Here is a 14,179-nt window from a genome sequence, read left to right as displayed (position 1 = left end):
TCCACGTACCCCGGTACGAGGACGACCCTCCGTCTTGCGATCGCACGCACCAGACGCCCCGGGCCCCGCCCTCCGGGCGGACGCCGCTATTTGTCAGACACGACCTAGGACGCCTGCCGCGAGGGCCGCCGCACCGCGTCGGTGGCCCGCCGGACGGCCGCGGACCAGCGCCGGGTCGTCACCGACCACTGCTCCGACAGCTGCCAGATCACCCGTGCGGCCGAACGCGGCAGCAGAACCGCGCGCAGCCGCCCACGCCGCCCGGCCGCCCGGTGCAGCCCGGCGCGTACCTGGCGCACATCCGCCGCCAGTCCGGCCACCGGCCGCGGCCTGGGCGAGTACAGCACCTGCTCCACGGCGGCCGCGACCTGTCCGGCGGCCCGCGCCGCCGCCTCGTCGAGCTCACCCTCCCGCACCAGCCGGGCGGTCGCCCGGCGCGGTGTCTCGGAGTCGTCGGGCGGAATCCCGTAGTCCCACGCGGTGTCGACCAGCTCCCGCCAGGCCGCGAGCGTCCTGGCGCCCTCCGCCAGGCCGTGGCCGCCGCCCAGCCGCCGGGACCGCTCACGGCGGCGCCACAGCATCGGCACCAGCGGCACCCCGATCACCAGCACCGCCAGCAGGGCGATGCCGGCCAGCCGGCCGGCGCTGATCCCGGTGTCGGCCGGTCCGCCGCCGGTGTCCTGGCCGAGCGGGGTGCAGTCGCCCAGCGCCTTGTCCTTCACCGAGCAGCTCGCCGATGCCGAGGCGCCGACGCTCGGCGCCGCAGACCGGTCGGGCTCCGGCACGGCCGGCCCCCCGCCGGGGTTCGGCACCTGGTCCGCCGTGTAGCTGGGGGCCGTGCCACGCGACGGCGTGGGCTCGAAGCGGGTCCAGCCGACGCCCTCGAAGTACAGCTCCGGCCAGGCGTGCGCGTCCTGGAGGCCCACCGACACGCTGCCGTCGGACCGTGGCCCGTTGCCGGGCGCGAAACCCACCGCGACGCGGGCCGGGATGTGCAGGCTGCGGGCCATCGCCGCCATGGAGAAGGCGAAGTGGACGCAGAACCCCTGCTTGTCGCGGAGGAAGTTGGCGATCGCGTCGACCCCGGTACCCGACCGGACCTGTGTGCTGTACCGGAAGTCCCCGGAGTGGAAGTACTTCTGCAGGGCCACGGCCTGCTCGTACGGGTTCGCCGCACCGCGCGTCACGTCCAGCGCGGTCCTGCGCACCACCTCCGGCAGGGTGTCGGGGACCTGGGTGTACTCCTCCTTGAACGCGGTGGCCGGTTCGGGGGCCGTGGCCAGCTGGGTGGCCGTCGGCTGCACCAGCAGGCTGACGACCCTGTACTTCACGCCCTTGGTCGTCTGCTTGCGGTCACCGACGACCGTGCGGCCCTCCTTGTCGAACCGCCAGCGGCCGTTGACCGTCAGCTTCTGGACGGGGTAGGGGAGCGGCAGCCAGCTCTGCGAGTAGTTGCCGTCCGCGGCGACCGACGTGCTGATCTCGCTCGCCTTCACCTCGGGGCCGAGCCCGGTCGGCAGCGGGAACACCTCGGGGATCTCGGTCACCGGGCGCTCCGAGGAACGCCACTGCGTGCCGTCGAACTTGTCGAGGGCGACGATGCGCAGATACATGTCCGACGTGCTGGGCGCGTTCGTGCGGTAGGTCAGGACCTCGCGGTTGGTCGGCTGGTTGAGGTTGTCCTGCAGCGCCACCACCGGGTTGACCGACGAGGAGGTGCCGCCGCCGAAGCCGGGGCCCGTCCCGTTGCCCGACGGGTCGAGCAGCCCGCTGCCCAGCGAGGGCAGCACCGCGGGGGCGATCAGCGCGATGCCCAGGGCCATCGCCCCGATCCGGCGGCCGGTGCGGACCGGCGCCACGACCGAGCCCTCGGACCGGGTCGCCGAAGCGCCCGCCCAGCCGGTGGACGGGGGACCGCCGCCGAAGACCCGGCCCCAGCGCGACAGCCGGTCCCGGCCCTCCGCGAGGAGCAGCAGCAGGTATCCGGCCGCCGCGATCAGGAACCACAGCCAGCGGCTGCCGCTGCCCGCGAGGCCGGAGGCGACGGAGTACAGCGCGAGCAGCGGCAGCCCGGCCGGAGCGGCACTGCCGTACGTCACCGCCAGCGCGTCCACGGCCAGCGCGATCGCCAGCACACCGGCGACCAGGAGCAGCCGGATGCCCGGGGTCACCGGGGCGGGGATGGCGAACTGGCTGACGTCCCGCAGACCGTCGCCGAGCCGGTCGCCGAGCGCCACGAAGGCCCTGGGGCCGGGCAGGATGCCGCCCACCGCCTGCTTCGAGACGAACATCAGGGTCAGTATCAGCAGGCTGACCAGGGCCTGCGCCAGAATGGTCAGCGGCCTGGCCAGCGGCACCCGCCGGGCGAGCGCGCCCACGCAGGACTGGAGCGTGACCAGGAAGGCCGCCTGGAGGATCCAGCCGGTCGGGGTGGCCAGCGGCAGCAGGGAGCAGGCCGCCATGATCGACGCCGCCGCGGCGCAGACCGTCAGCCGTGCGCGTCCGCTCATGAGCCCGCTCCCGCCTCTTCGCGTGTGCGGTACCGGTCGGCGAGCTGCCACAGGGTGGGCAGGCCCTCGCCCGGCGGCACCGGAAGTACCGTCCAGCCGGCCTCGCGCAGCATCCGCACGGCCCGCCGGACTCCGGCGTCCCCGGCCGTCCCGGGCGCGTCGTCGCCGCTCTCGCCGGAACCGGCGGCAGGACCGCCGGGGCAACCGGGATCGGACGCGGGACCCGAACCGGCCGGCGACACGTCGGGGTACGCGTCCACGGCGTCACGTGACGCCCACGCGGAACTGTCCAGGACGAACGCCACCGCGCCGCCGGCCCGCCGGCGCATCCGTCCGACGATCGTCGCCTGCTCCTCGTCCAGATCGCCGAGGAAGGCCACCAGCAGGCCCTCGCTGCCGACCCGCAGGACGTCATGGGCGCGGGAGAAGCCGCCGCCGTCGGAGTGCTCGACCACCGCGAGCGTGTCGAGCAGCACCCCGGCGGTGTCGGAGGAGTCGCCGCCGAAGCCGCCCTCGGGGCCCGGAACGCTGCTGCCGGTGTCGGTCAGCAGCCGTACCGAGTAGCCGCGCTCCAGCATGTGCGTCGAGACCGACGCCGCGCCGGAGACCGCCCACTCGAAGGCGGAATCGGGGCCGGCGCCGTAGAAGGCGAGCCGCCGGGTGTCCACGAGCACGGTGCAGCGGGCCTTGTGCGGCTGCTCCTCGCGCCGCACCATCAGCTCGCCGTACTTCGCGGTGGAGCGCCAGTGCACCCGCCGCAGGTCGTCGCCGTGCCGATAGCCGCGCGGGATCGCGTCGTCCTCGCCGGCCAGCGACAGCGAGCGGGTGCGGCTGTCGCCGTAGCCGGACGCCTCGCCCGCGAGCCGGACCGCGGGCAGCGGCTCCACCCGGGGCACCACCGTCAGGGTGTCGTACGCGCTGAACGAGCGGGTCAGCTCGCACATGCCGAAGGGGTCCGTCAGCCGCAGCTGCAGCGGCCCCAGCGGGTAGCGCCCGCGCAGGTCGGAGCGGACCCGGTAGGACACCTCGCGGTGGCCGCCCGGCTCCACCCGGTCCAGCACGAAGCGCGGCCGCGGCCCGAGCACGTACGGCACCCGGTCCTGCAGCATCAGCAGCCCGGTGGGGATGCGCGAGACGTTGTCGACGCGCAGGTGCACCCGCGCCTCGGACATCGCGGGCACCCGGGACGGCGCGAGCCGCCGGCTGCCCGCCACCCGGTAGCGGGTGCGGTACAGCACCGCGACGCAGACCAGCGGCAGCACTGCCAGCAGCAGCCCGACCCGCAGCAGGTCGGGCTGGCCCAGTACGTAGGCGCAGACGGCCGCCGCGACCCCCGCCGCGAAGAAGGACCGTCCGCGCGTGGTCAGCCCCGACAGCGCCGTACGGAAACCTCCCGCGGCCTGCGGGTCGGCGGACATCACAAGCCCCGGACGCCGGGCGGCCGGTCGCTCTGCGCCTGCCGCCATTGCTGTGCGGAAGCCGAAGCCGCAGCGGAAGCCGACGGGTCCGGGACGGGCGTGCGCTGGAGGATCTCCGCCACGACCTGCTCGGGCGTCCGCCGGTTCAGCTGCGCCTGCGCGGTCGGCAGCAACCGGTGCGCCAGCACCGCCGGGGCGAGCGCCTGGACGTCGTCCGGCAGGACGAAGTCCCGACCGTCCAGCGCCGCCGAGGCACGGGCCGCCCGCACCAGGTGCAGGGTCGCGCGCGGCGAGGCGCCGAGCCGCAGGTCCGCGTGGTGGCGGGTGGCACCGACCAGCGCCACGGCGTAGCGCCGCACGGGGTCCGACACGTGTACCGTCCGCACCGCCTCGATCAGCTTCACGATTTCGTGGGCGTGCGCGACCGGCTGCAGGTCGTCCAGCGGCGGCGTGCCGCCGTGCACGTCGAGCATCTGCAGTTCGGCCTCCGGACTCGGGTAGCCGATCGACACCCGGGCCATGAAGCGGTCGCGCTGCGCCTCGGGCAGCGGATAGGTGCCCTCCATCTCCACCGGGTTCTGGGTGGCGATGACCATGAAGGGGTTGGGCAGCTCGTACGTGGTGCCGTCGACGGTGACCTGGCGCTCCTCCATCGACTCCAGCAGCGCCGACTGCGTCTTCGGCGAGGCGCGGTTGATCTCGTCGCCCACCACGATCTGCGCGAAGATCGCCCCCGGCTTGAACTCGAAGTCCCGCCGCTGCTGGTCGAAGACGCTCACTCCGGTGATGTCGGAGGGCAGCAGGTCGGGCGTGAACTGGATACGCCGCACCGAGCAGTCGATGGACCGCGCGAGCGCCTTCGCCAGCATCGTCTTCCCGACCCCCGGCACATCCTCGATGAGGAGGTGCCCCTCTGCCAGCATCACGGTCAGCGAGAGCCGTACGACCTCGGGCTTGCCCTCGATCACGTTCTCCACGGACCTGCGCACCCGCTCCGCCGTCGTGGTCAGATCGCTGAGGCTTGCTCGCGCGTCATAGGTCGTCACCCGGTTCTCCTCGGCCTGTTCATAGGGGCGCGGCCAACCACGGACCGGCCCCTCCCCGAATGCGGTGCACCACACGCCCTGGCGGGTGAGGGGGTGCCGCACGATGCATTGTTCCCTCGAACGGCGCCCCGCGTCACTCGCCTGCCGTTACTGGGCCGTGATTTCCCGCAGCAGACCGGTGTGGACGTCGAAGACAAAACCTCGTACATCGTCCTTATGGGCCAGGAACGGGGAGGTACGCACCCGCGTCATCGACTGGCGCACGTCCTGGTCGATGTCGCTGAACGCCTCGACGGCCCAGGTCGGGCGCTGGCCGACCTCGTGCTCCAGTTCGTTCCTGAAGTCCTCCGTGATGCTCTGCAGGCCGCAGCCCGTGTGGTGGATGAGGACCACCGAGCGGGTGCCGAGTGCCCGCTGGCTGATGGTCAGCGAGCGGATGGTGTCGTCGGTGACGACCCCGCCCGCGTTGCGGATGGTGTGGCAGTCGCCCAGGCGGAGGCCCAGCGCGGCGTGCAGATCGATGCGGGCGTCCATGCAGGCGACGACGGCCACGCCGAGGACCGGCTGGGCGTCCATGCCGGGATCGTGGAAGGCGCCCGCGTAGCGCTCGTTGGCGCTCAGGAGCCGGTCGATGACGGAGTCGGACCCGGAATCGGTCGCGGAACCGGGTCCTGATGGCTGGGCTGCGGATATCGACATGTGAATGACGTTAAAGGGCCCGGGCCGGTCCCACCTGCTGTAGGGGCGGGAAAAACTCGGTCAATTGCCCGCTGTGTGAGGTAACCCACAGGCTTCGTGGCCCTCCCGGCGGGGCGAGGCGCGCGGGCCGCCGATTGCGTTGACGGTGGAACGCAGTGGAGTAAAGTGGCGCGAAATGGGGTCCTCTGCGGGAGGTTCGGTGTTCCTCGGAACGTACGCGCCGCGACTCGACGACAAGAGCCGCCTGGTCCTGCCCGCGAAGTTCCGGGAGCAGCTCGCGCCGGGCCTGGTGATCACCAAGGGCCAGGAGCGCTGCCTTTACGTATGGCCGCTGCGCGGATTCCAGGCCGTCACCGAGGAACTGCGCCGGGCGCCGCTGACGTCCAAGCCCGCGAGGGACTACATGCGGGTGCTGTTCGCCGGAGCCACCGACGAGGTGCCTGACAAGCAGGGCCGGATCCACGTCCCGCAGCCGCTGCGGGAGTACGCCGGACTGGACCGCGACTGTGCGGTCATCGGCGCCAACACCCGGGTCGAGGTGTGGTCGGCCACGGCCTGGGACCGCTACCTGGCGGCGCAGGAAGACACCTTTTCGGCCCTGTCGGAGGAGGTTCCGACCGGATTACTGTGACACCGGCCCCCACTCGCAGTGTCACCACGGTGTACGTATGGCTCGGCCTCCTCCCGCTCTCCGGCTCCACTGGCACTACTTCCCCGGCGCCAGAGGGCCACTTCCCTCCCGAGCGGGCGGGGACCAGGCCATATGTCGAAGAAGTCGAAGAACCGAAGAACCGAGAAGGGCCCCATGAGCGCCGTCCCCGCCCCGCAGTCCGAGCCGCATGGCGCCCCCGCGGACCCCACCACCACCGAGCCCGCCACCTCGTCCACCGGATCCGGCCCGGCCCCCGCGAAGCACGTCCCCGTGATGCTGCGCCGCTGCCTGGACCTGCTGGCCCCCGCACTGGCCGAACCGGGTGCCGTGGTCGTGGACGCGACGCTGGGGCTCGGCGGCCACAGCGAGGCGCTGCTGACGACGTTCCCCGCGGCCCGGCTGGTCGCCATCGACCGCGACCCCGCCGCGCTCAAGCTCTCCGCCGAGCGCCTGGCGCCGTTCGGCGACCGGGCCACGCTCGTGCACGCCGTCTACGACGAGCTGGCGGACGTCCTCGCCCGGCTCGGCATCCCCAGGGTCCAGGGCGTGCTGTTCGACCTCGGGGTGTCGTCCATGCAACTGGACGAGGCGGACCGCGGCTTCGCCTACGCGCAGGACGCCCCGCTCGACATGCGGATGGACCAGACGACCGGCATCAGCGCCGCCGAGGTGCTCAACACCTACCCGCCGGGCGACCTGGTGCGGATCCTGCGCAACTACGGCGAGGAGAAGTTCGCCAGGAAGATCGTCGACGCGGTCGTCAAGCAGCGGGTGAAGGAACCGTTCACCAACAGCGCGCGGCTCGTCGACCTCATCCGCGAGGTGCTCCCGCAGGCGGCCAAGCGCACCGGCGGCAACCCCGCCAAGCGCACCTTCCAGGCGCTGCGCATCGAGGTCAACGCCGAGCTCGCCGCCGTCGAGGGCGCCATCCCCGCGGCGCTCGGCGCCCTCACGGTCGGCGGCCGGATCGCCGTGCTGTCGTACCAGTCGCTGGAGGACCGCATCGTCAAGCAGGCGTTCGCGGCGGGCGCCGCCAACACCGCCCCGCCCGGCCTGCCCGTGGTGCCCGAGCAGTACCAGCCCCGGCTGAAGCTGCTCACCCGCGGTGCGGAGCTGCCCACCGAGCAGGAGATCGCGGAGAACAAGCGCGCCGCCCCCGCCCGGCTGCGCGGCGCGGAGCGGATCCGCGAGGAGGCGCTGTGACACCGGCCCGGTCGGCCACGGCGGCCCGCGCGCCCTTCGTCCTGCTGGTGGTGGCACTGCTGGCCGGCGGCCTCATCTCGCTGCTCCTGCTGAACGGGGCCGTCAACCAGGACTCCTTCGAGCTGAACCGGCTGCAGAAGGACACCACCACGTACACCGACGAGGAGCAGGCGCTCCAGCAGGACGTGGACCGGTACAAGGCGCCCGACGCGCTGAACCGGCGCGCCCGCGAGCTGGGCATGGTGCCCGGTGGCAACCCCGCCTTCCTGAACCCGGACGGCACCGTGCGCGGCGACCCCACCGAGGCCGAGGCCGCGCCCTCCCCGTCACCCGTCCGTACCCAGGAACCGCTGGGCAAGCCGTCCAGCAGCGCCCCCACCACCCCCGCCGCGCCCGCCACGAAGCCGTCCGGCGGCGCCTTCGCGCGGACCCCCGGCGGCTCCCCGACTTCCCAGACCACCGGCAGGTGACCTCGTGACCACTCCTCGCATCCTGCGCGCCGCTCCGGGGGACGGTGCGCGTGAGTGAGCCGAGGCGCCCGCAGCGCGGACGGCTGCCGGGCCCCGCGGGGCCCCGGAAGGCCGCCGCGCCGGGAGCGGCGGGACAGGGCTCGCAGCGGTCGCAGGGCACCAGGAGGCCGTTCCGCCCCGCCCCGGGCGAGAACCGCGGGCCCGCCGCCCGCCGCCCGCGCCCGCCGCGCCCCTCGGTCCCGCTGCGGCTGGGCCGGCCCAAGCCGCGGCTGCGGCTGGTCAGCGTCGCGCTGACGCTGGTGATGCTCGCGTTCGTCGTCCGGCTGCTGCAGGTGCAGGCCGTCGACGCGCCCGCGTACGCGGCCAAGGCGGACGTCAACCGCTGGGTCACGCACACCGTCGCCGCCGACCGGGGGACCATCACCGACCGGTCGGGCACCGACCTGGCGACGACCGTCGACGCGTACGACATCACCGCGGACCCGTTCCTGTTCACCTCCGCCCAGACGAAGACCGCGGACGCGCCCGCACAGGCGGCCGAGCTGCTCGCGCCGATCGTCGGCGGCGACGCCAGGACCATCACGAAGAAGCTGGCCACCCCGAACTCCCGCTACCAGGTCATCGCCCGGCAGCAGTCCCCGCAGGTCTGGAACCAGATCAAGGACCTCAAGCGGGCGCTGAACGACAAGGCCGCCAAGAACAGGGGCACCGCCAACGTGCTGGCCGGGGTCTTCAGCGATCCGCACACCAAACGGGTCTACCCCGGCGGCGACCTCGCGGCCGGGGTGATCGGCTTCGTCAACGGCGAGGGCACCGGCGGCGGCGGCCTCGAGGCGATGCTCAACCAGGAGCTGGCAGGCGAGGCCGGCAGGATCCGCTACGCCCAGTCCAGCGGCCGGCAGGTCCCGACCGCCGGCATCCAGGAGCACCCCGCCGTGCCCGGCTCGGACGTGCAGCTGACCATCGACCGCGACATCCAGTGGGCGGCGCAGAGCGCCATCACCGCACAGGTACAGAAGTCCAGGGCGGACCGCGGCTACGTCATCGTCCAGGACACCCGCACCGGCGAGATCCTCGCGATGGCCAACGCCCCCGGCTACGACCCGAACGACCTCGCGCACGCCGGCACCGGCTCCCTGGGCAACGCCGCCCTCCAGGACGCCTACGAGCCCGGCAGTGTCAGCAAGCTGATGTCGATGGCCGCCGTCCTCGACCAGGGCGTCGCGACCCCGGACACCCACGTCACGGTCCCCGGCACCCTGCCGCGGGCCGACCGGGTCTTCCACGACGACGTGGACCACGGCACGTGGTCGCTGACTCTCAACGGGGTGCTCGCCAAGTCCAGCAACATCGGCACGATCCTGGCGACCGGCCAGCTCGGCACGACCCAGGCGCAGGCGAACGCGGTGCTGTACTCGTACCTGAAGAGGTTCGGGATCGGCGACCCCACCGGGCTCGGCTTCCCCGGCGAGACCCGCGGGATCCTGGCCAAGCCGCAGAAGTGGAACGCCTCCCAGCAGTTCACGATCCCGTTCGGCCAGGGCCTGTCGCTCAACGCCCTGCAGGCCACCTCCGTCTACTCGACGGTCGCCAACGGCGGCGTGCGCGTGCAGCCCAGCCTGATCCGCGGCATCACCGGACCCGACGGCCGCTTCGTGCCGTCGGAGGCGCCCAGGACGTCCCGGGTGGTCACCGAGAAGACCGCCAAGACGCTCGCGACCATGCTCGAGTCCGTGGTCGGCGACGAGCAGGGCACCGGGAACAAGGCGCGCATCGCCGGATACCGGGTCGCGGGCAAGACCGGCACGGCCAACCGGGTGGACCCGGCCACCGGCCGCTACAAGGGCTACACCGCCTCCTTCCTCGGTTTCGCACCCGCCGACGACCCGCGGGTCACCGTCTCCTGCGTGATCCAGAACCCGACCAGCGGCAGCTACTTCGGCGGGCAGATCTGCGGCCCGGTCTTCAAGCAGGTCATGGAATTCGCCCTCAAATCCCTGCAGGCCGCGCCCTCCGGCACGGAGGCACCGCACCTGCCCGTCGAGTTCGACCCAACGAAGAGGTGACAACGATCACATCCGACGGCGACCGCCCCGGCCGGGGCCGGGGGTCCTTTGGCTCCGAGCGGGCCCGGCCCGGTAACCTCACCGCCGTGCCAAATGCTGATCAGTCCCCCCTCAAACAGCCGGGTGCGCCCCGCCCGTCCGCAGTCCGACCCAAAGCGCCGGCCGAACTGGCCGCGCGGCTGGACGCGGAACCGCCCGCGGACGGTGCCCCCGCCACTGGCATCACCCACGACTCGCGGGCGGTCCGCCCCGGAGACGTCTACGCGGCGCTGCCCGGCGCCCGCTTCCACGGCGCCGACTTCGCCGCCCAGGCCGCGGACCTGGGGGCCGTCGCGATCCTCACCGACCCGGCGGGCGCCGAGCGCGCCGCGGCCACCGGCCTGCCGGTGCTGACCGTGGCCGACCCGCGCTCCCGGATGGGCGCGCTGGCCGCCTGGATCTACGACGAACCGGGCGAGGAGCTGCTGCAGATCGGCATCACCGGAACGTCGGGCAAGACCACCACCGCGTACCTCATCGAGGGCGGCCTGCAGGCGGTCCACGGCAAGGCCACCGGCCTCATCGGCACCGTCGAGTCGCGGATCGGCGACGAGCGGATCAAGAGCGAGCGCACCACCCCCGAGGCCACCGACCTTCAGGCGCTCTTCGCCGTCATGCACGAGCGGGGCGTCCGCTCGGTCGTCATGGAGGTCTCCAGCCACGCGCTGGTGCTCGGCCGGGTGGACGGCGCCGTCTTCGACGTGGCGGTCTTCAACAACCTCAGCCCCGAGCACATGGAATTCCACTCGGACATGGAGGACTACTTCCAGGCGAAGGCGCGGCTGTTCACGCCGCAGCGCAGCCGGGTCGGCGTCGTCAACCTGGACGACGCCTACGGCCGCCGGCTCGTCGCCGAGGCCGGGGTGCCCATCACCACGTTCTCCGCCGAGGGGGATCTGGACGCCGACTGGCGCGCCACCGACGTCGAGACCGGCTCGCTGGGCAGCACCTTCACCGTCACCGGGCCCAAGGGCGAGACGGCGCGGGCCGCCGCTCCGCTGCCCGGCCCGTTCAACGTCGCCAACACCCTCGCCGCGATCACCGCGCTGGTGATCGCGGGAGTGGACCCGCAGACCGCCGCGGACGGCGTCGCCGCCGTCCCCGGGGTCCCCGGCCGGCTGGAGGGCGTCGACGCGGGCCAGCCGTACCTCGCGGTCGTGGACTACGCCCACAAGACCGACGCCGTCGAGTCCGTGCTGCGCGCCCTGCGCAAGACCACCGCGGGCCGCATCCACGCCGTGCTCGGCTGCGGCGGCGACCGCGACCAGCTCAAGCGCGGCCCGATGGGCGCCGCTTGCGCGAGGCTCGCCGACACCGCCGTGCTGACATCCGACAACCCGCGCTCCGAGGACCCGCTCGGGATCCTCGCCGCGATGCTGAACGGAGCAGCCGAAGTACCCGCCCACGAACGCGGACACGTCATCGTCGAGCCCGACCGGGCCGCCGCCATCGCCATCGCGGTAGCCCGCGCCGAGCCCGGCGACATCGTGCTGGTCGCGGGCAAGGGCCACGAACAGGGCCAGGACATCGCCGGAGTGGTACGCCCCTTCGACGACCGGGAAGTACTGCGCGCCGCCATCGAGAAGGACCAGGAACAGCTGTGATCCCACTCACCCTCGCCGAGGTCGCTGACGCGGTCGGCGGGAGCATGCACGACATACCGGAACCAGGGACGCGCGTGACGGGCCCCGTGGTCATCGACTCCCGCGAGGTGGTGCCCGGCGCGCTGTTCGCCGCCTTCGCCGGGGAGCGCGTGGACGGCCACGACTACGCGGTGGGCGCCGTGAAGGACGGAGCGGTGGCGGTACTCGCCTCCCGCCCCGTCGGCGTGCCCGCGATCGTCGTCGACGACGTGGTCGCCGCGCTCGGCGCGCTCGCCAGGACCGTCATCGCGCGGCTCGGCGCGACCACCGTCGCCCTCACCGGTTCCGCGGGCAAGACCAGCACCAAGGACCTGATGGCCCAACTGCTGGAACGGCACGCGCCCACCGTGTGGACGCCCGGCTCGCTGAACAACGAGATCGGGCTCCCGCTCACCGCGCTGCGCGCCGACGAGTCCACCCGGCACCTGGTGCTGGAGATGGGTGCCCGCGGCATCGGCCACATCCGGTACCTGACGGAGCTGACGCCGCCGAGGATCGGGGCGGTCCTGAACGTCGGGGCCGCGCACATCGGCGAGTTCGGCGGCCGCGACCGCACCGCCATCGCGAAGGGCGAACTCGTCGAGTCGCTGCCCGCCGCAGACCAGGGCGGGGTGGCGGTGCTCAACGCCGACGACCCGCTGGTGCGCGCGATGGCCTCGCGCACCGCGGCCCGCGTCGTGCTCTTCGGCGAAGCGGCCGAAGCCGACGTCCGTGCGGAGAATGTCCGGCTCAACGACCGAGGTCAGGCGCTCTTCACACTCCGCACACCCACCGGGTGCGCCGAAGTGACCTTGCGCCTGTACGGTGAGCACCACGTGTCGAACGCGCTCGCCGCGGCCGCCGTCGCCGGTGAACTGGGCATGCCCGTCGAGGAGATCGCCACCGCGCTCTCCGCCGCGGGAACCCTGTCGCACTGGCGCATGGAGGTCACCGAGCGGCCCGACGGCGTGACGGTCGTCAACGACGCCTACAACGCGAACCCCGACTCCATGAGAGCCGCTCTGCGCGCGCTCGCCGCCATGGGGCGCGGGCGCCGTACGTGGGCGGTGCTCGGCGAGATGGCCGAACTCGGTGGGGAGTCCCTCACCGAGCACGACGCGGTCGGGCGACTGGTCGTCCGGCTCAACGTCAGCAAGCTCGTGGCCGTGGGCGGCTTGGAAGCCGCCTGGTTGGATATGGGCGCCAAGAACGAGGGTTCGTGGGGTGAGGAGTCGGTGCACGTGTCCGACGCGGAGACGGCGATCGACCTGCTGCGCAGCGAATTGCGCCCGGGGGACGTCGTGCTGGTGAAGGCATCTAGGTCGGTCGGTCTGGAGCGCGTGGCGCTGGCGCTGCTCGACGGCACCGAAGGCGAGGTCGCCGCGCGATGAAGCAGATTCTCGTATCCGGTGTGCTCGGTCTCTTCCTGTCGCTGATCGGCACCCCGCTGCTGATCCGCCTGCTGGCCCGCAAGGGCTACGGGCAGATGATCCGCGACGACGGTCCGAAGGCGCACCACAGCAAGCGTGGCACGCCGACGATGGGCGGCATCTCGTTCATCCTGGCGACCCTGGTCGCCTACGCCGCGACCAAGGTCATCACCAGCGAGCGGCCGACCATGTCCGGTCTGCTGGTGCTCTTCCTGACCGCGGGCCTCGGCCTGGTCGGCTTCCTCGACGACTACATCAAGATCGTCAAGCAGCGCAGCCTGGGCCTCCGGGCCAAGGCGAAGCTGGGCGGCCAGCTCATCGTCGGTATCGCGTTCGCGGTCCTGGCGCTGAACTTCTCGGACTCGCGCGGCCAGACGCCGGCCTCCACGAAGCTGTCGTTCACCCAGGACTTCGGGTGGACCATAGGGCCGGTGATCTTCGTCATCTGGGCGCTGTTCATGATCCTGGCGATGTCCAACGGCGTGAACCTCACCGACGGCCTCGACGGCCTGGCCACCGGCGCGTCGGTGATGGTCTTCGCCGCCTACACCGTCATCGGCGTCTGGCAGTACGGCCAGTGGTGCGGAGCCCCGCTCAGCGCCAACGGCGCCTGCTACGAGGTCAGGGACCCACTCGACCTGGCGGTCGTCGCCGCGGCCCTGATGGGCGCGTGCTTCGGCTTCCTGTGGTGGAACACCTCACCGGCCAAGATCTTCATGGGCGACACCGGCTCGCTGGCGCTGGGCGGCGCCCTCGCCGGCCTGGCGATCTGCTCGCGCACCGAGATGCTGCTCGCGATCCTCGGCGGCCTGTTCGTCCTCATCACGCTCTCCGTGGTCATCCAGGTCGGCTCCTTCCGGCTCACCGGCAAGCGGGTCTTCCGGATGGCACCACTCCAGCACCACTTCGAACTCAAGGGCTGGAGCGAGGTCCTGGTCGTGGTCCGCTTCTGGATCATCCAGGGCATGTGCATGGCCATCGGCCTCGGCCTGTTCTACGCCGGCTGGGTGGCCGCCTCGTGACG

The 14,179-nt window shown here is 72.7% G+C and carries 11 protein-coding genes; 7 read left to right on the top strand and 4 right to left on the bottom strand.

Annotation, left to right across the window (positions count from 1 at the left end; all coding sequences use genetic code 11):
* Window positions 1–104: 104 nt before the first annotated feature.
* From O3X23_RS19705 to O3X23_RS19690, 4 genes are all read right to left on the bottom strand, one after another.
* The gene (locus O3X23_RS19705) at window positions 105–2,510 is read right to left on the bottom strand and encodes a transglutaminase TgpA family protein (RefSeq protein WP_269272748.1); all 2,406 of its coding nucleotides are present in this window, start codon (window positions 2,508–2,510) and stop codon (window positions 105–107) included.
* A complete protein-coding gene (locus tag O3X23_RS19700; protein WP_443047902.1) occupies window positions 2,507–3,976 on the bottom strand; it encodes a DUF58 domain-containing protein in 1,470 nt (489 codons plus the stop codon). The genes O3X23_RS19705 and O3X23_RS19700 overlap by 4 nt, the downstream gene beginning before the upstream one ends.
* Entirely contained in the window at window positions 3,928–4,974 is a 1,047-nt protein-coding gene (locus tag O3X23_RS19695) for an AAA family ATPase (RefSeq protein ID WP_269272746.1), read from the bottom strand. The genes O3X23_RS19700 and O3X23_RS19695 overlap by 49 nt, the downstream gene beginning before the upstream one ends.
* A 147-nt stretch (window positions 4,975–5,121) precedes the next feature.
* Complete coding sequence (locus O3X23_RS19690) at window positions 5,122–5,673, bottom strand: beta-class carbonic anhydrase (RefSeq protein ID WP_269272745.1); 552 nt, start codon at window positions 5,671–5,673, stop codon at window positions 5,122–5,124.
* 199 nt (window positions 5,674–5,872) lie between these two features.
* Here O3X23_RS19690 and mraZ point away from each other — a divergent pair, with 199 nt between their 5' ends.
* From mraZ to mraY, 7 genes are all read left to right on the top strand, one after another.
* The gene (gene mraZ, locus O3X23_RS19685) at window positions 5,873–6,304 is read left to right on the top strand and encodes a division/cell wall cluster transcriptional repressor MraZ (RefSeq protein ID WP_269272744.1); all 432 of its coding nucleotides are present in this window, start codon (window positions 5,873–5,875) and stop codon (window positions 6,302–6,304) included.
* 294 nt (window positions 6,305–6,598) lie between these two features.
* On the top strand, window positions 6,599–7,528 hold the full coding sequence (rsmH, locus tag O3X23_RS19680) for a 16S rRNA (cytosine(1402)-N(4))-methyltransferase RsmH (protein WP_443047909.1): 930 nt from the start codon (window positions 6,599–6,601) through the stop codon (window positions 7,526–7,528).
* On the top strand, window positions 7,525–7,998 hold the full coding sequence (locus O3X23_RS19675) for a hypothetical protein (RefSeq protein ID WP_269272742.1): 474 nt from the start codon (window positions 7,525–7,527) through the stop codon (window positions 7,996–7,998). Before rsmH ends, O3X23_RS19675 begins: the two co-directional genes overlap by 4 nt.
* Window positions 7,999–8,048: 50 nt before the next feature.
* Window positions 8,049–10,064 (top strand): peptidoglycan D,D-transpeptidase FtsI family protein, encoded by a 2,016-nt coding sequence (locus O3X23_RS19670; protein ID WP_269272741.1) that lies wholly within the window; start codon window positions 8,049–8,051, stop codon window positions 10,062–10,064.
* Window positions 10,061–11,707, top strand: coding sequence for a UDP-N-acetylmuramoyl-L-alanyl-D-glutamate--2,6-diaminopimelate ligase (locus O3X23_RS19665; protein WP_443047900.1), 1,647 nt, complete (start codon window positions 10,061–10,063; stop codon window positions 11,705–11,707). Before O3X23_RS19670 ends, O3X23_RS19665 begins: the two co-directional genes overlap by 4 nt.
* Window positions 11,704–13,116 (top strand): UDP-N-acetylmuramoyl-tripeptide--D-alanyl-D-alanine ligase, encoded by a 1,413-nt coding sequence (locus O3X23_RS19660; protein ID WP_269272740.1) that lies wholly within the window; start codon window positions 11,704–11,706, stop codon window positions 13,114–13,116. The genes O3X23_RS19665 and O3X23_RS19660 overlap by 4 nt, the downstream gene beginning before the upstream one ends.
* Window positions 13,113–14,177 (top strand): phospho-N-acetylmuramoyl-pentapeptide-transferase, encoded by a 1,065-nt coding sequence (gene mraY / locus O3X23_RS19655; protein WP_138356957.1) that lies wholly within the window; start codon window positions 13,113–13,115, stop codon window positions 14,175–14,177. Before O3X23_RS19660 ends, mraY begins: the two co-directional genes overlap by 4 nt.
* Window positions 14,178–14,179: the final 2 nt, after the last annotated feature.

The organism is Streptomyces sp. H39-S7, assembly GCF_027158205.1.
Taxonomy (GTDB): domain Bacteria; phylum Actinomycetota; class Actinomycetes; order Streptomycetales; family Streptomycetaceae; genus Actinacidiphila.
The sequence above is the reverse complement of the archived record's forward strand: the minus strand, read 5'-3'. Positions and strand labels throughout refer to the sequence as shown.